Here is a 25,651-nt window from a genome sequence, read left to right as displayed (position 1 = left end):
CGCTCGCGTCAACCTGCGTACTGACCCGTCCGCAGCAACACGTCCCCCAGGCGTACCACCCGAACAGGACCCCGACCCTTCCCGCGGGCGACGATCGCTGACATGCGCTCATACCGCCGCCGTCTCCTGCTGCTTCCGGCGCTGCTGTGCGTGCTCGCCTCACTTGCCGCCCGACCCGCCGACGGCAAGGGGACCCCGGGCGACAACGACACCGGAACCGATGGCGACGCCGTCCTCAGCGCGCAGGTGGTGCAGTTGTACGCGGACGCGGCCCGGGCGACGCAGCGGTACGAGGCCGGGCGGCTGGAGGCGGAGGCTCAGCGGGCCAGAGCACAGCGGATCGAGGCGCTGCTCGAACGCGAACGGAAGGAAATCGGCGTCCTGCGCGAGGACCTGGGCCGGATCGCACGCGCCCAGTACCGCACCAGCGGTGGGATGCCGCTCACCGCGCAGATCATCCTCGCGAAGAGCCCGGAGCAGCTGATGCGCGGTCAGCATGTCTTCTCGCAGACGAACCTGGCCGTCGGCAACGCCATCGAGAAGAGCCGACGCGCCGAGAAGCGGCTCGCCACGGACGAGGCCAAGGCCGCGACGGCCTGGCAGACCCTGGAGAAGCGCAACGCCGCACTTGCCGAACTGAAGAAGGGCATCGAGCAGAAGCTGGAACAGGCGCGGTGGCAGTTGCAGGGGCAGGCCGAAGCGTCCGTGGCCGCCGGTTCCTGCAGTGGTGCCGTCCGGCTCGACCAGCCGAAGACGGACTTCACGAGCGAGTGGGTCGCGCCCGTGGAGTCGTACGAGCTGTCCGCGGGGTTCGGCAGCGGAGGGCTCCGGTGGGCGAACCGGCACACCGGGCAGGACTTCGCTGTGCCGATCGGCACGCCGGTGCGGGCCGTGGGGGACGGACGCGTGGTCAAGGTGTCGTGCGGGGGCGCCTTCGGGATGGAAATCGTCCTCCGGCACGCGGACGGCTACTACACGCAGTACGCCCATCTCGCCGCCGTCGCCGTCGACCAGGGCGAACGGGTCGACACCGGGCAGTGGATCGGCCAGTCGGGCACGACCGGAAACTCCACCGGCCCGCATCTGCACTTCGAGACACGGGTCACCGCGCAGATGGGCTCGGCGGTGGATCCGGTGCCCTGGCTGGCGGCGCGGGGAGTGCCGCTCGGATAGGGCGGCCGTCCCGGCGCGAGCCCGGCTAGTCCCTCCGCTCCAGCAGCTGTTCGATCACGACCGCCACACCGTCGTCGTTGTTGGCGACCGTCCGCCCCGAGGCGGCGGCGATGACATCGGGGTGCGCGTTGCCCATCGCGTACGACTGGCCCGCCCACGTCAGCATCTCCACGTCGTTCGGCATGTCACCGAAGGCCACGACCTCCTCGTGCGAGATACCGCGCTCGGCGCAGCACAGGGCGAGCGTGCTGGCCTTGGAGACCCCGGGGCCGCTGATCTCCAGCAGGGCGCTCGGGCTGGAGCGGGTGACGTTGGCTCGGTCGCCGATGGCGAGGCGGGCGAGAGTGAGGAAGGCGTCGGGGTCGAGGGTGGCGTGGTAGGCGAGGATCTTGAGCACCGGCTCGTCGGCGCCGGGGCCGTCGGGTGCCAGGAGGTCCTCGGCCGGTGCGAGATCGTCCGGTATCTCCATGTGCAGCTTGGGATAGTCCGGCTCCTGGTAGAAGCCGTACGTCTGCTCCACGGCGTACATCGTGCCCGGCGCCGCCTCACGCAGCAGCCGTACGGCGTCCCGCGCGTTCGCCCGCGCCAGCTCCCGCACCTTCACGAACCGGTGGGTGCCCGGACCACCGTGCAGGTCGACCACCGCGGCGCCGTTCCCGCAGATCGCCAGGCCGTGACCGTGGACGTGGTCGCTGACGACGTCCATCCAGCGGGCCGGGCGGCCGGTGACGAAGAACACCTCGATGCCCGCCTCCTCGGCGGCGGCCAGTGCGGCGACCGTGCGCGGCGAGACCGACTTGTCGTCCCGCAGCAGGGTGCCGTCCAGGTCGGTGGCGATGAGCCGCGGGCGGACGGCGGCGGCCGGGGTCTGGGGCTGTCGAGTCGCTGAGGTCACCGGGCCATTCTCCCGCATATGCCCGCACGGCCGTGCGGGGGACCGCACATCTGAGGCGGTCGCTGAGGAGAAACCGTCCCCGAGGAGACCGTCCACAGAACCCTGACCAGCACCGTCTCGCGGCTCGCGCTCAGCGCAGCTGCGCCGGTGCCTCCATGGCGATCTGCTCGAAGACCTTCTCGTCGGCCGCGAAGTCCGAGTCCGGGATCGGCCAGTGGATCACGATCTCGTTGAATCCCAGCTCCTGGTGACGCCCCGCGAAGTCCACGAAGGCGTCGAGGGACTCCAGCGGACGTCCACGATCCGGGGTGAAACCGGTGAGCAGGATCTTGTCGAGCCCGGCCACGTCCCGGCCGATCTCGGCACAGGCGTCGGCCAGCTTCTCGGCCTGTCCGCGAATGGCTTGAACCGACTGTTCAGGAGTGCCGTTCTCGTACAGCTTGGGGTCCCCGGTGGTCACCCACGCCTGCCCGTACCGCGCCGCAAGCCGCAGTCCGCGCGGCCCGGTCGCGGCGACCGCGAACGGCAGCCGGGGGCGCTGCACACATCCCGGGATGCTCCGCGCCTCGTGCGCCGAATAGAAGTCGCCCTCGTACGACACCGAGTCCTCGGTCAGCAGCCGGTCCAGGAGCTGGACGAACTCGGCGAACCGATCCGCCCGCTCGCGCGGCGACCACGGGTCCTGACCGAGCACGGTGGCATCGAACCCCGAGCCACCCGCACCGACGCCGAGGGTCAACCGGCCGCCGGAGATGTCGTCGAGGGAGATCAGTTCCTTGGCGTACGGCACCGGATGACGGAAGTTCGGCGAGGTCACGAGGGTGCCCAGCCGCAGATGGTCGGTCACGGCAGCGGCGGCGGTCAGTGTCGGTACGGCGCCGAACCACGGGCCGTCCCGGAAGCTGCGCCAGGACAGGTGGTCGTAGGTGTACCCGGCGTGGAAGCCGAGCTGCTCCGCGCGCTGCCATGCCGCGCGACCCCCCTCGGACCAGCGACGGTACGGGAGGATCACGGTGCTCAGGCGCAGACTCATGGCTCGAGCCTAAGCGGCTGAATGGGTTTCACGTGAAACAGTCACCGCACGCGGCTGCTCGGCCACGCAGCGACGTGGATCACGAGAGGGGTCAGTGCGTCTCGGGGAACCGCACGTACTGCGGCGGCACGAAATCGGTCAGCCAGACTCCGTTCTCGCTGACGTGGAAGACGTAGCCGTCACGGTGCATGGCAGCGGCGTCCACGGAGAGCACGACGGGGCGGCCTCGGCGGGAGCCGACGCGGATCGCGGTCTCGCGGTCGGGCGACAGGTGCACGTCGTGCCGGTCCATGGCCTTCAGCCCCTCGGCGCGGATCGCGTCCAGATTGCGGGCCACCGTGCCGTGGTAGAGGTACGGCGGTGGCGTCGCCGGGGGCAGACCGAGATCGACCTCGATGGTGTGGCCCTGGCTGGCGCGGATGCGGTTGCCCTCGACGGCGAAGCGCTTCTTGTCGTTCGTGGCCACCACATGATCGAGTTCCTCGCGCGTGAACCGGAACCCGTGGGCCGCCGCCGCGGCGATCAGGGTGTCGATCTCGACCCAGCCGCCTTCGTCGAGCGTGAGCCCGATCCGCTCGGGCTGGTGGCGCAGATGCTTCGAGAGGTATTTCGACACCTTTACGGTGCGTCTCTCGTCCATCGGCTTGTGATCTCTCGTGCTCATACCTTCAGGGTGCGGGAGCGGCACCAATCACGCGAATGATTTCGCTCCGGATGTTTGATCCACAACCAAGTGCGGTTATCCACAGGGGAATTGGCGATTCTGTGGACAACGCGGCGTCGTCTCAAGGAGTTTCGTCAAGATCAGCGGACGGGGCGTGACTTGCGGCAAGTCGGTCCAAGGCGCGCGCCCGCACTTCGCGTTCGGCGGCCAGTGCGATGAACTCCGGGGCCTGCTCCGGGCCAACCAGGTTCTCCACCGCCTGAATTGTTTCCGCCGGAATCGACACGTTTCGGGTCTGATTCCGAAGTTCCGGCGCCTCGTCCTTCCCCAGGTGCTGACGCAACTGCCGTACCGCCAACAACCGCATGGCCCGGGCGAGTTCCGCGTCCACCGTCTGTTGTGCGAGCGGGCGCAGACGGCGTACGAGGGAGGCCGCCTCGGCCGCTTCGGAGTCCGTCGGCCGGTACGGTCCGTCGAGGTAGCGGGCGAAGACGTGCTCGGTGGTGAACTCCAGGAAACGGGCGGCGATGTGCTCGACCTGCCCCCTCAACTCCCTTAGGTGACCGGCGATGGCCGACAGCGGGACACCCGCAGCGTGCAACTCGACGGCGACGGCGAGCTCTTGAGGGCTCGGCACGAGGAAGGAGTCCCCGTCGCCGGGCACCGGCTCCAGCACGCCGAGCTCCACGGCATCGGCCACCGCCGCGTCGTCCGGAGCGCCGCCGAAGCGCTCGCTCAGCTCGGCGCGCGAGATCCGTACCGCTTCCTCGTCGGTCCACGGCCCGTCCACCTCGGCGGCCAGCCCCAGCACCCCACCGAGGCCGCGGCCGGCGTCCCAGGCCTCCAGCAGCTCCTTGATGGAGGCAAGGGTGTAGCCGCGGTCGAGCAGGTCGGCGATCTGGCGCAGGCGGACGAGGTGGGCGTCCCCGTAGACGTTGGCGCGGCCACGGCGCTCGGGGCGGGGGAGCAGGCCCCGGTCCTGGTAGGCGCGGATGGTGCGGACGGTGGCGCCGCTGAGGTGGGCCAGGTCTTCTATGCGGTACGTCTCGTCCACGCTCGGTCGCCCCCGGTCCGCTGTGGTACGGCCAGTCTGAAGGTGCCCGGTGCCGCAGGCCGTGCCCGCCCTCCTCCGATCCTCACAGCGGTGGCTCCAGTCGTGCGATCGCCCGCAGAGCCCTGGGCGTGAACCTGGACATGAGATACGCCCCGCGTGCCTCCGGCGTCACCGGAACCACGGCCTCACCACGCACCACCGCCCGCAGGATCGCGTCGGCGACCTTCTCCGGCGGATAGTTGCGCAGCCCGTACAGCCGCGCCGACTTCTTCTGGCGCCGCTTCTCCTCCTCGGCGTCGACCCCGGCGAAGCGCGCCGTCGACGTGATGTTGGTGTTGACGAAGCCGGGGCATATCGCGCTCACGCCGATGCCCTGGCCGGCCAGCTCCGCGCGCAGGCACTCGCTCAGCATCAGCACGGCCGCCTTGGAGGTGCTGTAGGCGGGCAGCGCCTTGGACGGCTGGTACGCCGCCGCCGACGCGGTGTTGACGATGTGGCCGCCCTGCCCTCGCTCGGCCATCTGCTTCCCGAAGAGCCGGCAGCCGTGGAGGACGCCCCACAGGTTGACGTCGAGGACCTTCTTCCAGTCCTCCGGCGTGGTGTCGAAGAAGGAGCCGCCCAGGCCGATCCCGGCGTTGTTCACCAGTACGTCCACCACGCCGTACTCGCCGGCGACCTTCTCGGCGAGCTTCTCCATGGCCTGCTCGTCGGAGACGTCGACCGTCTCCGCCCAGGCCTCGGGGGCGCCGATCAGCCGGGACATCTCCGCGGTGCGGGCCGCGGCCTCGGCGTCCCGGTCGACGGCCACCACGCGCGCACCGGCCTCGGCGAACGCGTACGCCGTCGCCCGTCCGATGCCGCTGCCGGCGCCGGTGACCAGGACGAGCTGCCCGCCGAAGCGGTCGGCGTACTTCCCGGTCGCCGTCACCCCGTCCGGCCGCCCGCCCTCCACGGACGTCACGAACTCCGTGATCCAGGACACCAGTTGGTCGGGCCGGGTGCGCGGGATCCAGTGCTTCGCCGGGAGCGTGCGCCGGGTCAACTGCGGCACCCACAGCTCCAGTTCGTCGTAGAGCCGCTCGGACAGAAACGCGTCCCCGAGGGGCGTGATGAGCTGCACGGGCGTGTGCGCGTACGCGTCCGTGCGCGGGCGGCGCAGCCGGGTCCGGACGTTGTCGCGGTACAGCCATGCGCCGTGCGCCGCGTCCCTCGGCAGCGACGAGGTCGGGTAGCCGCCGCCGGGGACGTTCTCGAAGCGCTCCAGCAGCTTGGGCCAGCGCTTGCCCAGGGGGCCGCGCCAGGCCAGTTCGGGCAGCGCGGGCGTGTGCAGCAGATACACGTACCAGGACTTGGCGCCCTGGCCGAGCAGCTGGCCGACCCCGCGCGGGGTGGGGCGCTTGAGGCGCTGGTTGATCCAGTGGCCGAAATGGTCGAGGGACGGGCCGGACATCGAGGTGAAGGAGGCGATCCGGCCCTCGGTGCGCTGGACGGTGGCGAACTCCCAGGACTGCACCGAGCCCCAGTCGTGTCCCACCAGATGCACGGGCCGGTCAGGGCTGACCGCGTCCGCGACGGCCAGGAAGTCGTCCGTCAGCTTCTCCAGCGTGAACCCGCCCCGCAGCGGCTTCGGCGCCGTGGACCGGCCGTGGCCCCTGACGTCGTACAACACGACATGGAAGCGGTCGGCCAGCCGTGGCGCGACCTCGGACCACACCTCCTTGCTGTCCGGATATCCGTGCACGAGGATCACCGTCGGCTGTCCGGGGTCGCCCAGCTCGGCGACGCACAGCTCGACGCCGCCGGTCCGCACCCGGCGCTCACGCGCGCCCAGAAGAGTCACCGGCACTGTCACTGCTCCTCCGCCCAGCGCCGCACATGCGGCAGATCGTCGTCCAGCCAGAAGGCGCTCTCCTCGGGATCCGCGGAGTCGGTGACGACCAGGATCTCCTCGAACTTCGCGCCCGTGCCCCGAAAGCCCAGATGCGGCTCGACCGCCCACAGACCCGGCTGCGGCGGGTGGTCGGAGAAGCGGTACGGCGACCACAGCGGGGACCAGCCCTCGCGGTGACCGTGCAGCGCGTCGCTCACGAGGCCCTTCAGGGACTGCGTGCCGAACCCGAACACATGCGGTGACCAGCGGCGCTCCTTGACCCGGTCGACCTTGTGCGCGATCACGCCGAAGGGATACGCGCGATGCCGGTTGGCATAGCCCTGGCGGACCATGAGCCGGTCCACGTCCTCGTAGATCTCCCGCAGCGGCCGCCGCTCGCGCACCTCGCGCAGGATCAGGTCCCGGTGCGCCGCCAGGTCGGCCATCAGCTTGTCCTGGACGGGGTTGATGCCGAGCGAGCCCGAGTAGCCGATGTCGGCCGTGCAGCCGTCGTACACAGGGGCCATGTCCAGGATGAACGGCATCCCTGGCTCCAGGCGGCGGTTCGTGGGGAAGAACTGCAGCGGGATGCGGAAGTTCACGAACGCCGTGCGGTCCCCGAACCAGGCGAACGGAAGGTGGAACCAGTCCCGCACCCCGCGCTCCCGCAGCCACTCGCGCTGCATGCGCGCCGCCTCGCGCTCGGTGATGCCCGGCTCCAGCTGCGCCGCGACGGCCTCGGCGCACTCGTACGCCAGCCGCTGGACCGTCCTGAACCCCTGCAACTGCGCGGAGAGTTCGCGTGTCACCGCTGAAGTCATGCCACCGCCCCACCTGTCCACATCGACTGCGGTACGTGCCCGTAACTTGACACCGATGAATGTGACAGTTGTTAGAGGTTGCGTCAATAGCGCTGCCCCGGCCTGTGGACAACCGTGCCTATGGGGAAAACCCGGGCGGCGTTGTTCGACCTGAGGGTGACCCCTAGGGTCCCGTACACCTGAGGTCTGACTTCAAGACAGCTCTGCGGGGTGACGACCGGCGTGGTGCGCGTCACTACCTTCGAAGCGTGACTGTGATCGCGACCGAAAGCCTGAGCAAGCGGTTCCCCAGGGTGACCGCGCTTGACCGGCTCTCCGTGGACGTCGGGCCCGGTGTGACCGGACTCGTCGGAGCCAATGGAGCCGGCAAGTCCACACTGATCAAGATCCTGCTGGGTCTGTCCCCCGCCACCGAGGGCCGTGCCGAAGTGCTCGGACTCGATGTCGCCACCAAGGGCGCCGCCATCCGTGAGCGCGTCGGCTACATGCCGGAGCACGACTGCCTGCCGCCCGACGTCTCGGCCACCGAGTTCGTCGTGCACATGGCCCGCATGTCCGGCCTGCCGCCCACCGCCGCGCGCGAGCGCACCGCGGACACACTGCGCCACGTCGGTCTGTACGAGGAGCGCTACCGCCCCATCGGCGGCTACTCCACCGGCATGAAGCAGCGCGTGAAGCTCGCGCAGGCCCTCGTGCACGACCCGCAGCTGGTCTTCCTGGACGAGCCGACCAACGGCCTCGACCCGGTCGGCCGCGACGAGATGCTCGGCCTGATCCGCCGCATCCACACCGACTTCGGCATCTCGGTCCTGGTCACCTCCCACCTGCTGGGCGAGTTGGAGCGCACCTGCGACCACGTCGTCGTCATCGACGGCGGCAAGCTCCTGCGCTCCAGCTCCACCACCGACTTCACCCAGACCACGACGACCCTCGCCATCGAGGTCACCGACACCGACGACCACCCCGACGGCACCCGCGCGGTGCGTGACGCGCTCCACGCGCGCGGGGTGGACGTCCTCGACGGCAGCGGCGGCCTCCCCGGCGCCGGCCACATCCTGCTGCTCACCGCGCAGGGCGACGAGACCTACGACCTGGTGCGCGACGTGGTCGCCGACCTCGGCCTCGGCCTGGTGCGCATGGAACAGCGCCGGCACCACATCTCCGAGGTCTTCACGGACGGCGACCAGGGCAGCGAGCAGAGCACCGACGCACAGCGGAAGGAGGCGGTCGGCCATGGCAGTTGAGCACCCCGCAGCGGCGACGTCGGGTGACCAGACCCGCATCCACAACATCGGCTACCGCTCCTACGACGGCCCCCGCCTCGGCCGCGCGTACGCCACCCGTTCCCTCTACTCGCAGTCCCTGCGCGGCGCCTACGGCCTCGGCCGCTCGGTGAAGTCCAAGGTGCTGCCGATGCTGCTGTTCGTGGTGATGTGCGTGCCCGCGGCCATCATGGTCGCCGTCGCGGTCGCCACCAAGGCCAAGGACCTGCCCGTCGACTACACGCGCTACGCGATCATCATGCAGGCCGTGATCAGCCTGTACGTCGCCTCGCAGGCACCCCAGTCCGTCTCGCGCGACCTGCGCTTCAAGACCGTACCGCTGTACTTCTCGCGGCCCATCGAGACCGCCGACTACGTCCGCGCGAAGTTCGCGGCGCTGGCCTCCGCCCTGTTCATCCTCACCGCGGCCCCGCTGCTCGTGCTGTATGTGGGCGCGCTGCTGGCCAAGCTGGACTTCGCCGACCAGACCAAGGGATTCGCGCAGGGACTCGTCTCCGTGGCACTGCTCTCACTGCTCTTCGCCGGCATCGGCCTGGTCATCGCGTCGTTCACGCCGCGCCGCGGCTTCGGCATCGCGGCCGTGATCGCCGTCATGACCATCTCCTACGGCGCCGTCTCCACCCTCCAGGCCATCGCCGACGCGCAGTCCCTCGGTGACGGCGGCGGCAGCAGCGGCGCCATCGCCTGGATCGGCCTGTTCTCGCCGGTCACGCTCATCGACGGAGTGCAGTCCGCCTTCCTGGGCGCGAGCTCCGCGTTCCCGGGCGGGGTCGGCCCCAGCAATGGAGTGGGCGTGGTCTACGTCCTCGCCGTCCTCGGCCTGATCGCCGCCAGCTACGGCCTCCTGATGCGCCGCTACAAGAAGGTGGGACTGTGACCACGCTCCAGATCGACCACGTCTCCCGCTGGTTCGGCAACGTGGTCGCCGTCAACGACATCACCATGACCATCGGCCCCGGCGTCACCGGCCTCCTCGGCCCCAACGGCGCCGGAAAGTCCACCCTGATCAACATGATGGGCGGCTTCCTCGCCCCGTCCACCGGCACCGTCACCCTCGACGGACAGCAGGTGTGGCGCAACGAGGCCATCTACCAGCACATCGGCATCGTCCCCGAGCGCGAGGCGATGTACGACTTCCTCACCGGCCGCGAATTCGTCGTCGCCAACGCCGAGTTGCACGGCCTGGGCGCCAAGGCCGCCCAGAAGGCACTGGCCACGGTCGAGATGGAGTACGCGCAGGACCGCAAGATCTCGACGTACTCCAAGGGCATGCGGCAGCGCGTGAAGATGGCGAGCGCCCTGGTGCACGACCCGTCCCTCCTCCTGCTCGACGAGCCCTTCAACGGCATGGACCCCCGCCAGCGCATGCAGCTCATGGACCTGCTGCGCCGCATGGGCGACGAGGGCCGCACCGTGCTGTTCTCCTCGCACATCCTCGAAGAGGTCGAGCAACTCGCCTGGCACATCGAGGTCGTGGTCGCCGGACGCCACGCGGCCAGCGGCGACTTCCGCAAGATCCGCCGTCTGATGACCGATCGCCCGCACCGCTATCTGGTCCGCTCCAGCGACGACCGCACCCTCGCGGCCGCGCTGATCGCCGACCCGTCGACGTCCGGCATCGAGGTCGACCTGGCCGAGGGCGCGTTGCACATCCAGGCCGTCGACTTCGGCCGCTTCACCGCCCTGCTGCCGCGGGTGGCGCGCGATCACGGCATCCGCCTGCTCACGGTCTCGCCGTCCGACGAGTCCCTCGAGTCCGTCTTCTCGTATCTGGTCGCGGCGTAGGAGGCCGAAGATGTACGACCCCACAGTCGCCCGGCTCACCTACCGGGCCCTGCTCGGCCGTCGCCGGGCCCTCATCCTGGGCGCCCTGCCGCTGCTGCTCATCGCGATCTCCGTGGTGGTGCGCGGCCTCGCCGGAGCCGACGACCAGACCGCGTCCGACCTGCTCGGCGGGCTGGCGCTCGCCACCATGGTGCCGATCATCGGCGTCATCGCCGGCACGGGCGCGATCGGGCCGGAGATCGACGACGGCTCGGTGGTGTACCTGCTGTCCAAGCCGGTGAAACGGCCGACGATCATCTTCACCAAACTGATCGTGGCGATCGCCGTGACGATGGTGTTCTCGGCGCTGCCCACCTTCATCGCCGGGTACATCCTCAACGGCAACGGCCAGCAGATCGCCGTCGCCTACACGGTGGCCGCGCTGGTCGCCTCCATCGCCTACGCGGCGATCTTCCTGCTGCTCGGCACGGTGTCCCGGCATGCGGTGGTCTTCGGGCTCGTCTACGCGCTCGTCTGGGAGGCCCTGTTCGGTTCGCTGGTGGCGGGTGCGCGCACCCTGAGCGTCCAGCAGTGGTCGCTGGCGGTGGCGCAGAAGGTCGCGGGTGGCGACATGGTGACCTCGGACGTCGGCCTGACGACGGCGACGGTGCTGCTGGCGGTGGTCACCGTGCTGGCCACCTGGTACGCGGGACAGAAGCTGCGGTCGCTGACGCTTGCCGGTGAGGAGTAGACGCTGCGCTTACTGACGGGGACTTCACCTCTGCCCGTCCACACTGGGCAAAAGGGGACGCACAGTCAGGAGAGGTACGGCTAGGAGGACGGGGATGGCAGACGACTGGGACGACCCGGTTCTGGACGAGGACTTCATACGGTCCGCCGAGATGACCGAGCCGTCTGCCAGGGCCCGCATGCTCGCCGCTCGCTGGCGCCGTGAAGCGCCCGAGCCGCAGCCCTGGCGCTCGGACGAACCGCCTGCCGGGTGGTTCTTCAGCAAGGGGCGCCGGCGCAAGTGGCGCCGCCGGTAAGGGGCGTGCAGCGCCCTCCCCGCCCTTGCATGGCTCTCTGACCGGGTTGTTTATTCAGTGGCGTCCAACTTCGCCTACAGGCACAGTGGTTGTGTCCACACCGCCGAACGGTGAGTTCGGCGCCACGTTCAGGGAGAGGAGTTCGACGATGTCCATGCACGGCAGTACGTCGAGCTCCCGACAGGGCAGTCCGCGGCGGGCTCCGGAGTGATCGCTACCCCTCCGTAGAGTCCGCACCGCACGGGGAGCTGCCCGGGGCGGCCGCTTCGAGCACGCGATGTCGCTCTCGCGTGGGCCGCCCACCCGGAGGATTGGCCGAGTGGTAAGGCACCGGTTTGCGCTGTGTTCCATCAGGAGCGAGCCGTGGTCGGGTGAGAGCCCGCGCACGTTCGATTCGTGCATCCTCCGCGAGACGTTGCCACTGGGGCTTGGCCGAGTGCAGGGGTTGGGGTGCGTTGAGACGGGCCCGGCGCTGTGGCTGAGAGCTTGGCCGCGCGACCCGGCGCTTCGGGTTGCCGCCCTTCTGTGGGACGGGAGCCGCCCCAGCGGCACGACTGCCCGCGGCTGGGGCAGGCAGCTGTGAAGCGAACGCGACTGCGCCCGCCTGAAAGGGGCGCGGAACTGCGCGACCAGCCACGCACGGTCCGCGGCCGCCGGCCCGCCTCAACCCAGCAGACGCTCCAGAACGACCGCGATCCCGTCCTCCTCGTGGGAAGACGTCACCTCGTCGGCCACCGCCCTCAGCTCCTCGTGTGCGTTGGCCATGGCCACGCCCCGCGCCGCCCAGGCGAACATCGGGATGTCGTTGGGCATGTCGCCGAAGGCGATCGTGTCCGCCGCCTTCAAGCCCAACCGCCGGGCTGCCAGGGAGAGTCCCGTCGCCTTCGACAAGCCCAGCGGCAGCAGTTCCACGATGCCCTCGCCGGCCATGGCCACCGTGACGAAGCCGCCGGCGGCCTGGCGTGCGGCCTCGGCCAGCTCGTCGTCCGACAGGTCCGGGTGCTGTATGTAGATCTTGTTCAGCGGGGCGGACCACAGATCCGCCGCGTCCGTGAACGGGGTCGCCGGGAGGGTGCCCGTGACCGCGTAACCGGGGCCCACCAGGACGTCGCCGTCCAGGCCGTCGCGGCTCGCCGCCAGGAACAGGGGACCGACCTCGGCCTCGATCTTGGCCAGCGCCACGCCGGCCAGCTGGCGGTCCAGGGTCACCGACGTCAGCAGGCGGTGCTCGCCGGCGTCGTACACCTGGGCGCCCTGGCCGCAGACGGCGAGACCCTGGTAACCGAGGTCGTCGAGGATGTGGCGGGTCCAGGGGACCGACCGGCCCGTGACGACGATGTGCGCGGCGCCCGCCGCGGTGGCCGCGGCGAGGGCGTCACGGGTGCGCTGCGAGACCGACTCGTCGGAGCGCAGGAGCGTTCCGTCGAGGTCGGTCGCGATCAGCCTGTACGGGAAGCCCCCGGACACCTCGCCGGAAGCCTCGGGAGCCGCCTCGCTCACTTGCCCACCGGCTCCAGGACCTCCCGGCCGCCCAGGTACGGGCGCAGCACCTCGGGAACCCGGACGGAACCGTCGGCCTGCTGGTGGTTCTCCAGGATCGCCACGATGGTGCGCGGGACGGCGCACAGCGTGCCGTTGAGCGTCGCCAGCGGCTTGACCTGCTTGCCGTCACGGACGCGGATCGACAGGCGGCGGGACTGGAACTCGGTGCAGTCCGAGGTGGACGTCAGCTCGCGGTACTTGCCCTGCGTCGGGATCCACGCCTCGCAGTCGAACTTGCGGGCGGCCGAGGAACCGAGGTCGGCGGAGGCGACGTCGATGACGCGGAACGGCAGCTCCAGCGACGTCAGCCACTGCTTCTCCCACTCGAGGAGGCGCTGGTGCTCGGCCTGCGAGTCCTCGGGAGCGACGTACGAGAACATCTCGACCTTGTCGAACTGGTGCACGCGGAAGATGCCCCGCGTGTCCTTGCCGTGCGAGCCGGCCTCGCGGCGGAAGCAGGGCGAGAAGCCCGCGTAGCGCAGCGGGAGCTTGTCGGCGTCGAGGATCTCGTCCATGTGGTACGCCGCGAGCGGGACCTCGGAGGTGCCGACCAGGTAGAGGTCGTCCTTGTCGAGGTGGTAGACGTCCTGCGCGGCCTGGCCGAGGAAGCCGGTGCCGGCCATCGACTGGGGACGGACCAGCGCCGGGGTCAGCATCGGCGTGAAGCCGGCCGCCGTGGCCTGGGTCATCGCCGCGTTGACCAGGGCGAGCTCCAGCAGGGCGCCGACGCCGGTCAGGAAGTAGAAGCGGGAGCCGGAGACCTTCGCGCCGCGCTCGACGTCGATGGCTCCGAGGAGCGTGCCGAGCTCCAGGTGGTCCTTGGGCTCGAAGCCCTCGGCCGCGAAGTCACGGATCTCGCCGTGCGTCTCCAGCGTGACGAAGTCCTCCTCGCCGCCGACCGGAACGTCGGGGTGCACGAGGTTGCCGAGCTGGAGCAGCAGCTCCTGGGTCTCGGCGTCGGCGGCGTCGCGCTCGGCGTCGGCCGCCTTGACGTCGGCGGCCAGCTGGCTCGCCTTCTTCAGCAGCTCGGCCTTCTCGTCGCCGGCGGCCTTGGGGATGAGCTTGCCGAGCTGCTTCTGCTCGGCACGGAGTTCGTCGAAGCGGACGCCGGACGACCTGCGCCGCTCGTCGGCAGACAGGAGGGCGTCGACGAGCGCGACGTCCTCTCCACGGGCGCGCTGCGAGGCGCGCACTCGGTCGGGGTCCTCACGGAGCAGGCGAAGGTCAATCACGCGCTCAAGGCTACCGGGGAGGGATGACAGCCCACGACTCACTATTCCGAACCGCGGCTTACGTTGCGTTATGGGTGAATTGCGAAACGTGTCAATAAAAAGTGTCTCACTCCCCGGGACGGGGCAGGCCCGCGGCGTCCGGTTGACTCGATTCCCTTGCGAGGAACGGGACTTGGGACTCGGTTGTCCACAGTGATCCCCAGCCCTCGCAGAGTTATCCACAGGCTGTGTGGATGGACTGTGGACGTCGGAATTGATCACTCCGTAACGCGCCGAGCAAGTCGAGGATTCCCAGGACAAACCCTCCGCCACCCCCGCTTTCGAGTGGAAAGAGGTCGCCCCAAAGGATTGCTCAAAGGAAAAGAGTGGACGAAGGGTGACTTGCGTGGCGGTGGACGCCGAAGGGTTCCGGGGGCCGATTTGTCGACAGACTCACCATTGCTTGTCGACTTGTCCCCAGGTCGAGAAGCGGACCTGTGGATAACTTCTGTGGATAACGACAATCGGCTGATAGTACCGGTGGGAAACCGACGCCGGAGCCGACGGCAAGCCAACACCCAGGCCGGTGTCAGAACCGCCCGTCCTGGCACCGCGCCACCCAGTCCGCCGCCGACACGAACGCCTCGTCCGACGTCCCGGGACGCGGGGGCTGCACATCCCCCGGCTTCGCGTCCGCGCGCGGATACGAACCCAGGAACCGCACCTCCAGGCAGATCCGCTTCAGGCCCATCAGCGCCTCGGCCACCCGGCGGTCGGAGATGTGCCCCTCTGCGTCGATGCAGAAGCAGTAGTTGCCGATGCCGGCGCCGGTGGGCCGGGACTGCAGCAGCATCAGGTTGATGCCGCGTGTGGCGAACTCGCCCAGGAGGTCGCGCAGGCCGCCGGGGTGGTCGTCCCGCTGCCACAGCACGACGGACGTCTTGTCCGCGCCGCTCGGCGCCGCCGGCCGGGCGGGACGGCCCACCAGCACGAACCGGGTCTGGGCGTTCTCCGCGTCGTGGATCCCGGTCTCCAGGGCCTCCAGGCCGTACCGGGCGGCCGCGAACTCACCGGCGAAGGCGGCGTCGTACTGGCCCTCCTGGACCAGACGCGCGGCGTCCGCGTTCGAGGCGGCCGACTCCCAGTGGGCGTCCGGGAGGTTCTTGCGCAGCCAGTTGCGCACCTGCGGCTGGGCGGCCGGGTGGGCGGAGACCGTCTTGATGTCGGACAGCTTGGTGTCGGGCCTGACCAGCAGCGCGAAGGTGATCGACAGCAGCACCTCGCGGTAGATCATCAGCGGCGCGCCCGCGACGAGCTCGTCGAGGGTGGTCGTGATGCCGCCCTCGACGGAGTTCTCGATCGGCACGAACGCGGCCTCGGCCTCGCCGGCGCGCACCGCGTCGAGCGCGGACTGCACGGACACGTAGGGGATCAGCTCCCGGGTCGCGGCCTCGGGAAGCGTGCGCAGGGCGACCTCGGTGAAGGTGCCCTCGGGGCCGAGATAGGCATAGCTCGCTGGCATGACCTCACCCTAATGGCCGTTGCCGAACACGGCGTACGAATCTCCGTCGCCTCCCGGCGCGGGCCACCCTGGAGGGCGACCCCGGTGTCGTACGGCTGTGCAGCACCCGTATGGCCCTCCAGGCTCTCACCCCTCCAGCAACCGCTGCCCCACGTACTCCCCCTCCGCGGCCCCGCCCGGCACCGCGAACAGGCCGCTCGACTCGTGCCGGATGAACTTGGACAGCGCGTCGCCCCGGTCGAGCTTGCGCTGGACGGTGACGAAGCCGCGCAGGGGGTCGGCCTGCCAGCAGATGAAGAGCAGCCCCGCGTCGGGCACCCCGTCCGCGTCGATGCCGTCGTGGTAGGAGAACGGGCGCCGCAGCATCGCCGCCCCGCCGTTCTGGTCGGGCCGGGTAATGCGCGCGTGGGCGTTGAGGGGGACGACCAGGTTCCCGGCCTTGTCCGTCTTCTCCAGGTCCATCTCGGTCGTCTCGGTGCCGCCGGTCAGCGGAGCCCCGTCGGACTTGCGGCGGCCGATGACCTGCTCCTGCTCCGCGAGCGAGAGCTGCTCCCAGTCGTCGAGGAGCATGCGGATACGGCGTACGACGGCGTAGGAGCCGTTCGCCATCCAGGACGGGTCCTTCGAGCCGGAGGCGGGCACGAAGATCCGCTGGCCGAAGTCGGCGTCCGTCGGCTTCGGATTGCGTGTGCCGTCCATCTGGCCCATGAGGTTGCGAGCCGTCATGGGGTGCGAGGTAGCACCCGGCGACCGGTTGAAGCCGTTCATCTGCCACCGCACCTTGGCGGCCTGTCCGGCGTCCTTCTGGATGGCGCGCAGGGCGTGGAAGGCGACCAGGGCGTCATTGGCGCCGATCTGTACCCACAGGTCGCCGTTGCCGCGTGCCTTGTCGAGCTGGTCGGAGGAGAAGTCGGGCAGCGGGTCCAGGGCGACCGGTCGCTGCTTCTCCAGGCCGGTCCGCGCGAAGAAGCTGTGCCCGAAGCCGAAGGTGATGGTCAGTGACGAGGGCCCGGCGTCCCGGGCGACATCCGTGTCGTCCTGCTTCATCGCCTCGCCCGCCATCAGCCGCCGCGCTGTCTCAGACCAGCGGCGCAGCAGCGCGGCCGCCTCTTTGCGGCCCGCGCCCGCCGCCAGGTCGAAGGCGACGAGGTGGCCGCGTGCCTGGAGCCCTTGGAGGATGCCGGGCTGATGTTTCCCGTGAAACATCACCTGATCGGCGCCCACCGAGGAGAGCGGTGTCGCCTCGCTCGGCCGGGCGGCATATCCCACCGCCGCGCCCGCCGCACCCAGCACCAGCCCGGTGGCACCGGCGGTGCCGAGCAGCCGCCGTCGTGACAGGCCCTCCTTGAGGGGGGCGCTTTCGGGAACGCCGTCATCAAGTGGCGTCTCAGGAGTACGGGCCTCAGGAATGGACTGGTCAGCCATGGTGAGGTTCAGCCGATCTGCGCGTTCTTGGAGACGGTGGCCTGGTCGATGTCGGAGGTCCGCACGGTCACGGCGATCTTCCACTCGCCCGCCATGGGGATCTGCACTCCGCTCGCCGACCAGTGTCCGGTGGAGATGTGGTCGGGGACGACGGGCAGCGGCCCGATGTCCTGGGACTCCAGGGTGAAGGCGACCTTCACCTCGGGGATGTCGAAGGCGCGGCCATTGGGGCGCTGCACGTAGACGTGCATCTCGTTGCCGCCCACGCGCGCGGGGTCGAGGTCGATCCGTGCGACGCCCTTGCCGTCCTCGCCGCCGGTGTCGAAGGACATGTCCAGGGTCAGTGCCCCGGCCGACGAGGCGTCGCCGGAGGCGGAGGCGGTGGCTGCCTTGGCCGCCTCCTCCGTACGCCCCGGCTCGGTCGACGTCAGCATGGTGGTGACGGCGAGCAGGACGACGGCGACGCACGCCTCGGCGAGCACGGAGCGGCGCAGTCCGAACCGGTTCGGGTCGGCGTCCCGCTGCTGCTTGCGCCGCGCCGTGTCGATCGCGTCCTGCTGCCGGGCGAGCTCGGCGGCGCGCCGGGGGTCGCCCTTGTCGGACACGGCGGCCGGGATGCCCCCCTTCTCGCCGGAAGCGGAAGCCGAGGCGGAAGTGCCGGCCCGGGCGACGGCGTGCTCCTTGTTGCTGTCGTCTGCCTCCCTCTCGCCCTCTCGTGCCCCGTTCTCGCCCGCGCCCGCGTCCTTCTCCGCCCGAGCCTTCACCCCCGTGTCCGCCAGCCGCGCCGTCCAGCGCCGAGAGATCCACGCGATCCCGACCAGCAGCACCACGAGCCCGATCTTGATCAGCAGCAACTGCCCGTACCGCGTGCCGGTGAACGCCGACCACGATCCGAGCTGCCGCCACGACTGGTAGACGCCGGTCGCGACCAGCGCCAGCACGCTGCCGAAGGCGACGCGCGAGAACCGTCGTACGGCGGACGCCTCGACCGGCATGTCGGCGGGCGACCGGTACAGCGCCACGAGCAGTGCGGCGAGCCCGCCGAGCCAGCCCGCGACGGCGAGCAGATGAAGGACGTCGACCGGCATCGCGATGCCTGCCTGGAGCCCGGTCGAGGCGTGCTCGGACATCGCCCAGCTCGCCGCGAGCCCCGCCGCCACGACGGTCCCGCCGATCGCGAGCCCGAATCGCAGATCGCGCTTCTCCTCGTCCTCCCGCTTGTCGTACGCGCCGAAGAGCACGGCGATGAACAGCGCCGCCGCGGCGAGCAGCAGCAGCCGGGACACCAGTGCCGCCCCCGTCTTGGTCTGCAGCACCTGCCCGAGCAGGTCCAGGTCGAAGATGTCGCCGACCTTGCCGGTGCTGGTGTACGAGCCGCGCAGGAGCAGCAGTCCGAGCGTGGCGGCGGTCAGGGCCAGCCAGCCGGAGACGACGAACCGCTGCAGCGCCCGTACACCGGACCCGCGCTGCCAGCAGGCGAGCACGAAGGCGGCGCCGCCCACCAGCACGATGAAGCCGGCGTACGAGAGGTACCGTCCGAAGCCGTAGAGCCGGCCGACGACCCCGCCGCCCGCCTCCTGGCCGGTGACCGAGACGGTGGTCTGCGAGGGGGCGCCGATGGAGAAGGTGAAGGCGCCGGCGACGGGATGGCTGTCCTCGGACACCACCTGGTAGGTGACGGTGTACGTGCCGTCGGGCAGGCCGCTGTGGAGTTTCACGGCGTACGTGGTGCCGCTGACGCCCGCCGGGTCGCCGCGGTCGATGCGCTTGCCCTTGGGGTCGAGCACGCGCAGGGAGTCGTCGGACAGGGCGACCTTCTCGGAGAAGGTCAGGGAGACCTGTGTCGGGGCCTTGTCCACCACCGCCCCCTGCCGGGGGTCGCTGCCGGTCAGCGCGGCGTGCGCGGAGACCGGCCCGGCACCGGCGAGGAGCAGGCCGGTGGCGGCCAGGAGCAGCAGCACCAGGGTCCGCACGCGGGGGGCGATGGTCTGGGTCAAGGCGATCTCTCCCTCAGTGTCCGGTCTTCGGGTTGTACGTCGCGGACTTCACCGGCATCTCGACGGTGACCGTGCCGGACTCGGCGAAGTGGAGCTTCACGGTCACCTGCTCGCCCTGCTTCGGCTGTCGCTTCAGCTTCTCGAACATCAGATGGCTGCCGCCGCTCTTGAACACGAGTTGACCGTGTGCGGGGACGTCGAGTTCCTCGGCCTCCTGCATCGACGAACCCACGGTCTCGTGCGCGGTGACCTCGCCGACGTCGCTGGTGACGGAGGTCAGCTCGTCCTTCGTACCGCCCTTGTTGCTGACCGTCAGGAAGCCGGCCGCCATGGAGTCGGAGACCGGCTGCGGCATGTAGGCGCCGCTGACGGACAGATCGGCCCGGGAGCCGCCGGAGCCGGAGCCGGAATCGGAGTCGGAGCCGCAGCCGGCCAGGACGAGGGCTCCGGTCGTCACCGCCGTCAGCACCGCGGTCACCGGGGCGGGACGCCTCACGGCTTCTGCCCCTTGATCAGCTTGGGAAGGTCCTTGGTGTAGTCGTCGACCTGGGCTTCCTCGGTGTAGAGGACGTACCCCTGGTCGGTCTTCGGCGAGAACGCCACGACCTGGGTGCCGTGAGTGGAGACCATCTTGCCGTTCTTGTCCTTGTGCGGCGGCTCGATGGTGATGCCGAGGGTGCGGGCGCCGGCCTGGATGGTGGCGAAGTCGCCGGTCAGGCCGACGACCTGCGGGTCGATGCCCTTGAGCCACTTGCCGAGCGCGGACGCGGTGTCGCGCTCGGGGTCGGTGGTGACGAACACGACGCGCAGCTCGTCCTGCTCTGCCTTGGGCAGCTGCTTCTTGGCGACGGCGATGTTGCTCATCGTCAGCGGGCAGACGTCGGGGCAGTTGGTGTAGCCGAAGTAGATCAGCGTCGGCCTGCCCTGGGTCTCCTTGCGGAGGTCGTATTTCTTGCCGTTCGTGTCCGTGAGGATCAGGTCCGGCTTCTCGAACGGCTTGTCGAGGACGATGGCGGCCTTGTCGGAGCCGGTCTCCTCGGAGACCACGGAGACGGGCGAGTCACTGCTGTCGGATCCGCTGCCGCAGGCGGACAGGGTCAGGGTGGCGGCGGCGAGCAGGACGGCCGCGGCGAAGGTCTTCTTACGCATCGCAAGTCTTCTTACACATAGAAAATGTCCCAGTTGTGAGAGCTCCGGCGCGCACCGGGGGCGTGCCCCGGTGCGCGCCGTGACCTGAAGGGCCGTCAGGCGTCCGTGCGCCGCCGGCCGGCGAGCACGCCGTACGCCACGCCCAGCGCGCCGACGACGATGCCGACCACGCCGAGGACGCGGGCGGTGGTGTCGCTGCTGTCGGCGGGTTCGGCGGCGGCGGTCTTGGCGGACGCGGCCTCGGCGTCATCGGAGTCGGAGGCCTTGCCGGAGGAGGACGCGCCGTGGTGGCCGTCCTCGGCGGCGGACAGTGCGAGGACGGGCGCCGGGTTCTCGGGCTCGTCCTGGCCCTCCTGCGGTACCTCGATCCAGCGCACGACCTCCTTGTTGGAGTACGTCTGGATCGCCTTGAAGACGAGTTCGTCGGCGTCCTCGGGGAGCTGGCCGACGGAGACCGGGAACTTCTCGAAGTAGCCCGGCTCGATGCCCTTGCCGTCGGCGGTCCAGGTGATCTTGGAGACGGCCTCGGAGATCTTCTCGCCGTGCAGCTCGATCGGCTTGTCGAGCTTGGACTTGGTGACCTCGATCTTCCAGCCGGCCATCGGCTCCGGCATCGCGGAGGCCAGCGGATGATCGGTCGGGAAGGTCACCTCGAGCTTGGTGGTCGAGGCGTCGTCGCGCTCGTTGGGCACCTTGAAGTCGACGACCGCGTAGCCGCCCTTGGCCGCCGAGCCCTCGGGCTGGACGCTGACGTGGGCGAACGCGGGGACCGACAGGGCCAGTACGGCCGTGCCGGCGAGCGCGCCCGTGGCGGCGATACGAGAGGCCTTCATGTTGAGCACTCCACTGTGAATGAGATGCGGATTCCGGTGGTGAAGAGGAGTACGCGTACGCAGGGGTGCCCCATCGGACGGAAAGCGGTGTTCCCCGACCGGAAGACCCGGGTACGCGCGCGTGCCGCACGACAGCGGCCCCCTCTGCGGCACCCGCAGGTGTGGAGTGGTGGTCGCGTCGCGTCAGGCGGCGAGAACGAGTGCGGCGCCGGCCGGCGGGCCGCGCCTGATCACCGTGTGCTGGAGTGCGAGCGTGCGGGGCTCGGGCGGACCGCACCAACCGGCGCACAGGGCGCGCGGGCCCGTCTCGGGTGCGTTCGGCAGCCCGGCGCGCAGGGCGCGCACGAGCGCGAGCGCCGCGCGCAGGGATCGTACGAACGCGCCCTCGGCGACCGAGTGCGCCGACAGGGCGGACATGTCGACGATGCGCAGCAGGGCCAGGTCCCCGCGCCGCAGCAGCCACCCCGCGACGACCGCCGCGAGGACGTGGGCGAGCACCATCGACAGGGACGGCAGGAGCGACGCGGAGGCGTCCGGGCCGGCGGGCAGGGCGTCCGCCGACCGGTGCGAGGCGTGTGTTCCCATGGCCGGCCGAAGCCGCGCCTCCGTCAGGAGCCGCTGGGCCTGGGCAGGGCTGATGGCTGCCGCGGCGGTCCCGCAGACGAGCCGCGCGGCCTGCTGGACGAGCGCGGCGTCGGACAGGGAGCCGGACGCGGAGCCCGCCATGGTGGCCGCCCCCGCACTCGCCCCGTGCTGACCGAGCCCGAACAGCGTGTGCAGGACGGTCTGGCCGACCGCGAGCAGCACCGCGATCCCGGGCAGCGAGCGCTCTCGTCCCGCGAACGGCACCGTGGCCAGGAGCACGCCCAGGAATCCGGCGCCCAGCGTCCACAGCGGGACCGTGGCGCAGGAGCCCAGCGCGTGCCCCACCCCGGCCAGCACGACGCAGACCGCGGCGAACACCGCGGCCCGCAGTATCCGGAGATCTCCTCCGGAGCGCACCGTGCGCGGGTGGGGGGCAGTCATGGCGGGCTCATCATCGCACCGGCCTCATGACCGCCGTACGGCAGGTCCGCAAGATGACATACGGGCGGTTCAGGATGTACGGGATGATAGGGACCGTACAACCGGAAGATCGCCTTCTGATGTGGGCCGCGCACACATACACCGATTCCCGCCTGGGCGCATCGACCATATGGGCGGCATCACGTCAATGATGTGCTTACTCCCGGGCACTCGTGGCAATACGTAACGGTATGTCGAGCCGCGGCCAGGAGGCTGGAGCATGAGCATCTGGTGGTCACTCCATCTGCGGCGGGAAGCCGCGAGCGTGCCGCTCGCCCGGCGGTTGCTGATCGGCACCATGGAGACCGCGGGCGTCGACCCGGATGTGTCGTACGACCTGTCCGTCGCCCTCAGCGAGGCCTGCGCGAACGCCGTCGAGCACGGCGGCGAGAGCGCGCCCGACGGTGCCCCTGAGGCCTATCGCGTGACGGCGTATCTGGACGGCGAGAAGTGCCACATCGAGGTCACCGACTCGGGTCCCGGCTTCAGCGCACCACCCCGCGCGCCCCGCCCGGCGTCCACCGACGCCGAGCACGGCCGCGGCCTCTGTCTCATCCAGGAACTGGCCGACCACGTCCAGATCGGCAACAAGCCGGGGCGGGCCGGGGCGGTGGTGAGCTTCGACAAGATCCTCAAGTGGAGGGAAGACGCGCCGCTGATGGCCGTGTAGCGCTCCCGCTGCCCAACCGCCGCTGCGTCCGCGCCTCTTGCTCCAGCGTTGACCTCCGGCGCTGACGCAACCCTTGCGATCCCAACCTCAGAGTTTGCTCAACAGTCTTGTTTGCAAACGATCTCCCATGTGAGTCTTGATCGACATTGCGCGTCGCACACCTCCCTGACCAGGGGGTATTTACTGCAACGCGCTGTCGGCCACGGGGTGTTCGGCTGTTCGCTCGCGAAATTGACCACCCCGCTGGTCCTTCTGCCGGGCAGCGCTCAACGGCGCTCGGTCCGTGCGGAACACAGACACAGAATGGGGAATCTTGTGAAGTACCACCAGCGCCGTGCTGTGCGCGCCGCCGTACTGGCGGTGACGGGCGCGGCCATGCTCGCGACGAGTGCGCTGCCGGCCTCCGCAGTGACCAACAGCTCGTCGAAGACCCGGCAGGTGAGCATCGGCAAGCTCACCGTCTCGTTCCACGACAGCTGGCGGGGTGCGGGCCAGCGAACCTGGACGATCGACTCGTCCAAGGCATCGGCCTCCTGGAAGCGCACCTCCGCCGGCCCGGTCGCCAACTACACCATCAAGCTCAGTGACGGCATCTGCTTCAACAAGTACGGCATAGGCGGCGTCAGCGTCGGCGGCGGCGGACTGTCCCCGGGCAGCATCGGCAGCGACGACGACTGCGGAACGGGTGTCTACCAGGGCGACAAGAACTCCAGCGTGGTCGCCAACCACGGTCAGGTCGTCGGCCGTGGCAACGTCTACGGGCGCTGGATCTGGGTCTCCCACACGGCCACGGCGAGCATGAAGTACGGCAACACCTACTACGACGTCACCGCCTACCGGCGCACCAGCCCCGTCGGCGGGACTGTCTGACGCATGGCGTCTCTGCAGACCGGGGGGCGGAACTCTGCTTCCGCCCCCCGCTTCCGTATCACCGCGGTTCTGCTCGCAGTGTCCCTGTCGGCGCTCACGGCCTGCTCCGCAAGCCCGCCGCCGGACAAGGGGCTGGTCCTGGGACCGCACGTTCGCGCCTCCGCCCAGGTGCAGAATCGGCTGGCGGCGACTTTCGCCGAGGACGCCTCCACGCTGACGACCGTGTCCCTCACCGACGAGAACCCGCACCGGGTCGCCGCAGCGGTCGTCGCGCTGCGCAACCTCGGGTCCCCCCTGTCCGACGCCGCTACGCGCAGTGCGGCCGACTGGTGGTCCCGGCACGTGCTGCCGGGCCGGGGACGCGATGCCGCACTGCGCATCCAGGACCTCCGCCTGGGCGTACAGGCCTTCGGCCCCTACCTCGACGCCGAGGCGACGGGCAGGGCTGCAACCGCCGCCGTACGGGCCCTGACCAGGAGCGAGGCAGCCCTCTCCGACGTGGAGAGCGCGGCACGCCTGACCGACGAACTGCGTCGTATCTCCAAAGCCCACGGTGGGAAGGCAGCCGACCGTGATGCCAGGAGCGCGGTGGCGGCCCACCTTGCAGCTCGGCGGGACGGCTGCGAAGTCACGGACACCGACGACGTCCTGCCCGGCTATGTGGCAGCGCGCGGCCTGATCGGCCTCGGCTACCGCTGCTCGGTGAGCCGTACGAGCGCCGAAGCGGTCGACCGGCAGTTCCGGCGGCTGGCGAAGAACGACGGCCCATGGTCGGTGCCGGACGCTGTCCTGCTCCTCCAGGCCGTCGATGCGGCCCGCGACGACAGCAGTCAGAACCACGACGCTGTCGGCGAGGTGGAGCAGAAGGCCCGCCGGACCCTGCTCGAGGCGCTCACTGCGGAAGGCCCGTACTACCGCAAGAGCGGCGTCGCCGTGACGGAAGCGGCCATGGCTTCGACCGTGCTCGCGGCACAGCGGGGCCGATCACGCGTCGACTTGCCTGAATCGACCGCGCAGGCCCTGCGGAACGTGGTGATGCTGCGCGGCCGGATCGCCGATCAGCCCGACGAGAACTCCATCGTCGACGGCTATCTGGCGACCCTGGCGGATGCTCAGCTGACCGGAGAACCCGTCCGGGTGAAGCAGCGGCGGCTGCCGGCACCTGATGCACCGTTGCGTGACCATGTCCGGTACTTCCTGGCGGCCTCGCTTCAGGAGCCGGCTTCGCTGAGCGAGAGAGAGGTCGCCGACCAGGCCGCCGCGGCCCTGGACCGCGCGAACACTCCTCTGGACAGGCTCACGCTGGCGACATCCGCCACCCTCGCCGCCGCCCGTGGCAACGCTCCCTGTGCCGTCGTCGACAAGGAAGGCGCGCTCATCGAGCAGGCCGCACAGCGCGTGGCGGCACAGTTCGCGCAGGGCAGCGAAGCGGTGAAGGCGTGGCTCGCGCTGCTCTGGGGCACCACCGCGCACTGCCCCCGGTTCCAGAAGGAGGCCGCGCCGGATGCTGCTGCTTTCAGCCGTCACCTGGCGGCTGCGGCGGACGGCAGTCCGACGGCACGCGCGGTGCAGGAGTGGCTCATGGCCGAACTGTCGTGCCTGGCGAACAGGAAGCCACAGGGCCGCGCCGTCGCAGTGCAGACTTTCGCCTCGGCCGACGACCCGGGCGAGGGCATCGGTCTGGGTACGTTCGCTGCGCTGCGCACGCAGGAGATCAAAGCCGAGGGCTGCGCGGCGGGGATCGACCGCAAGCTGAGGGAGTAG

General features: G+C 70.2%; 24 protein-coding genes and 1 tRNA gene. 10 read left to right on the top strand and 15 right to left on the bottom strand.

Annotated features, from left to right (window positions below; genetic code table 11):
- Positions 1–102: 102 nt before the first annotated feature.
- On the top strand, positions 103–1,173 hold the full coding sequence (locus ACIBU0_RS06065; protein WP_398812325.1) for a peptidoglycan DD-metalloendopeptidase family protein: 1,071 nt from the start codon (positions 103–105) through the stop codon (positions 1,171–1,173).
- A 25-nt stretch (positions 1,174–1,198) separates the two neighbouring features.
- Here ACIBU0_RS06065 and ACIBU0_RS06060 read toward each other — a convergent pair whose 3' ends face one another.
- From ACIBU0_RS06060 to ACIBU0_RS06035, 6 genes are all read right to left on the bottom strand, one after another.
- A complete protein-coding gene (locus tag ACIBU0_RS06060; protein WP_398812322.1) occupies positions 1,199–2,086 on the bottom strand; it encodes a Cof-type HAD-IIB family hydrolase in 888 nt (295 codons plus the stop codon).
- A 112-nt stretch (positions 2,087–2,198) separates the two neighbouring features.
- Positions 2,199–3,101, bottom strand: coding sequence for an LLM class flavin-dependent oxidoreductase (locus ACIBU0_RS06055; RefSeq protein WP_398812319.1), 903 nt, complete (start codon positions 3,099–3,101; stop codon positions 2,199–2,201).
- A 91-nt stretch (positions 3,102–3,192) separates the two neighbouring features.
- A complete protein-coding gene (locus ACIBU0_RS06050; protein WP_398813967.1) occupies positions 3,193–3,741 on the bottom strand; it encodes an RNA 2'-phosphotransferase in 549 nt (182 codons plus the stop codon).
- 145 nt (positions 3,742–3,886) lie between these two features.
- A complete protein-coding gene (locus ACIBU0_RS06045) occupies positions 3,887–4,819 on the bottom strand; it encodes a MerR family transcriptional regulator (protein ID WP_398812317.1) in 933 nt (310 codons plus the stop codon).
- An 82-nt stretch (positions 4,820–4,901) separates the two neighbouring features.
- On the bottom strand, positions 4,902–6,659 hold the full coding sequence (locus ACIBU0_RS06040) for an SDR family oxidoreductase (RefSeq protein ID WP_398813965.1): 1,758 nt from the start codon (positions 6,657–6,659) through the stop codon (positions 4,902–4,904).
- Positions 6,660–6,667: 8 nt separating this feature from the next.
- On the bottom strand, positions 6,668–7,510 hold the full coding sequence (locus ACIBU0_RS06035; RefSeq protein WP_398812314.1) for a M24 family metallopeptidase: 843 nt from the start codon (positions 7,508–7,510) through the stop codon (positions 6,668–6,670).
- A gap of 254 nt (positions 7,511–7,764) precedes the next feature.
- Between ACIBU0_RS06035 and ACIBU0_RS06030 the strand changes: the two genes are divergently transcribed.
- From ACIBU0_RS06030 to ACIBU0_RS06005, 6 genes are all read left to right on the top strand, one after another.
- On the top strand, positions 7,765–8,754 hold the full coding sequence (locus ACIBU0_RS06030; RefSeq protein WP_398813962.1) for an ABC transporter ATP-binding protein: 990 nt from the start codon (positions 7,765–7,767) through the stop codon (positions 8,752–8,754).
- On the top strand, positions 8,744–9,670 hold the full coding sequence (locus ACIBU0_RS06025) for an ABC transporter permease (RefSeq protein ID WP_398812311.1): 927 nt from the start codon (positions 8,744–8,746) through the stop codon (positions 9,668–9,670). Before ACIBU0_RS06030 ends, ACIBU0_RS06025 begins: the two co-directional genes overlap by 11 nt.
- Positions 9,667–10,578, top strand: coding sequence for an ABC transporter ATP-binding protein (locus ACIBU0_RS06020; RefSeq protein WP_398812309.1), 912 nt, complete (start codon positions 9,667–9,669; stop codon positions 10,576–10,578). The genes ACIBU0_RS06025 and ACIBU0_RS06020 overlap by 4 nt, the downstream gene beginning before the upstream one ends.
- Positions 10,579–10,588: 10 nt before the next feature.
- Positions 10,589–11,308 (top strand): ABC transporter permease subunit, encoded by a 720-nt coding sequence (locus tag ACIBU0_RS06015; protein WP_398812306.1) that lies wholly within the window; start codon positions 10,589–10,591, stop codon positions 11,306–11,308.
- A 94-nt stretch (positions 11,309–11,402) separates the two neighbouring features.
- Positions 11,403–11,603, top strand: a complete 201-nt coding sequence (locus ACIBU0_RS06010; protein WP_398812303.1) for a hypothetical protein — start codon at positions 11,403–11,405, stop codon at positions 11,601–11,603.
- A gap of 305 nt (positions 11,604–11,908) precedes the next feature.
- Positions 11,909–12,011, top strand: a tRNA-OTHER gene (locus tag ACIBU0_RS06005).
- 255 nt (positions 12,012–12,266) lie between these two features.
- On the opposite strand, the gene ACIBU0_RS06000 is transcribed toward ACIBU0_RS06005, so the two are convergent.
- From ACIBU0_RS06000 to ACIBU0_RS05960, 9 genes are all read right to left on the bottom strand, one after another.
- Positions 12,267–13,070, bottom strand: coding sequence for an HAD family hydrolase (locus ACIBU0_RS06000; protein ID WP_398813959.1), 804 nt, complete (start codon positions 13,068–13,070; stop codon positions 12,267–12,269).
- 29 nt (positions 13,071–13,099) lie between these two features.
- Positions 13,100–14,377: a serine--tRNA ligase gene (gene serS / locus ACIBU0_RS05995; protein WP_398812301.1), complete on the bottom strand. Its 1,278-nt coding sequence runs from the start codon at positions 14,375–14,377 to the stop codon at positions 13,100–13,102.
- Positions 14,378–14,945: 568 nt separating this feature from the next.
- Positions 14,946–15,878: a prephenate dehydratase gene (gene pheA, locus ACIBU0_RS05990; protein ID WP_398812298.1), complete on the bottom strand. Its 933-nt coding sequence runs from the start codon at positions 15,876–15,878 to the stop codon at positions 14,946–14,948.
- A 126-nt stretch (positions 15,879–16,004) separates the two neighbouring features.
- A complete protein-coding gene (gene efeB, locus ACIBU0_RS05985; protein ID WP_398812296.1) occupies positions 16,005–17,303 on the bottom strand; it encodes an iron uptake transporter deferrochelatase/peroxidase subunit in 1,299 nt (432 codons plus the stop codon).
- Between the two features lie 8 nt (positions 17,304–17,311).
- Positions 17,312–19,300, bottom strand: coding sequence for a copper resistance CopC/CopD family protein (locus tag ACIBU0_RS05980; protein ID WP_398812293.1), 1,989 nt, complete (start codon positions 19,298–19,300; stop codon positions 17,312–17,314).
- Between the two features lie 13 nt (positions 19,301–19,313).
- Positions 19,314–19,796, bottom strand: a complete 483-nt coding sequence (locus ACIBU0_RS05975; RefSeq protein ID WP_398812290.1) for a copper chaperone PCu(A)C — start codon at positions 19,794–19,796, stop codon at positions 19,314–19,316.
- Positions 19,793–20,449, bottom strand: coding sequence for an SCO family protein (locus ACIBU0_RS05970; protein ID WP_398812287.1), 657 nt, complete (start codon positions 20,447–20,449; stop codon positions 19,793–19,795). The genes ACIBU0_RS05975 and ACIBU0_RS05970 overlap by 4 nt, the downstream gene beginning before the upstream one ends.
- A 95-nt stretch (positions 20,450–20,544) precedes the next feature.
- The gene (locus ACIBU0_RS05965; protein ID WP_398812284.1) at positions 20,545–21,282 is read right to left on the bottom strand and encodes a YcnI family protein; all 738 of its coding nucleotides are present in this window, start codon (positions 21,280–21,282) and stop codon (positions 20,545–20,547) included.
- A gap of 183 nt (positions 21,283–21,465) precedes the next feature.
- The gene (locus ACIBU0_RS05960; protein WP_398812281.1) at positions 21,466–22,308 is read right to left on the bottom strand and encodes a hypothetical protein; all 843 of its coding nucleotides are present in this window, start codon (positions 22,306–22,308) and stop codon (positions 21,466–21,468) included.
- A gap of 259 nt (positions 22,309–22,567) precedes the next feature.
- Between ACIBU0_RS05960 and ACIBU0_RS05955 the strand changes: the two genes are divergently transcribed.
- From ACIBU0_RS05955 to ACIBU0_RS05945, 3 genes are all read left to right on the top strand, one after another.
- Entirely contained in the window at positions 22,568–23,017 is a 450-nt protein-coding gene (locus tag ACIBU0_RS05955; protein ID WP_398812278.1) for an ATP-binding protein, read from the top strand.
- Positions 23,018–23,320: 303 nt separating this feature from the next.
- Positions 23,321–23,887 carry a hypothetical protein gene (locus ACIBU0_RS05950; protein WP_398812276.1) on the top strand — a complete coding sequence of 189 codons (567 nt, stop codon included), beginning with the start codon at positions 23,321–23,323 and terminating at the stop codon, positions 23,885–23,887.
- A 3-nt stretch (positions 23,888–23,890) separates the two neighbouring features.
- Entirely contained in the window at positions 23,891–25,651 is a 1,761-nt protein-coding gene (locus tag ACIBU0_RS05945) for a hypothetical protein (protein WP_398812273.1), read from the top strand.

Source organism: Streptomyces sp. NPDC049627, from assembly GCF_044465645.1.
In the GTDB taxonomy this organism is placed as follows: Bacteria; Actinomycetota; Actinomycetes; order Streptomycetales; family Streptomycetaceae; genus Streptomyces.
This window is presented reverse-complemented; position numbering and strand designations above follow the sequence as displayed.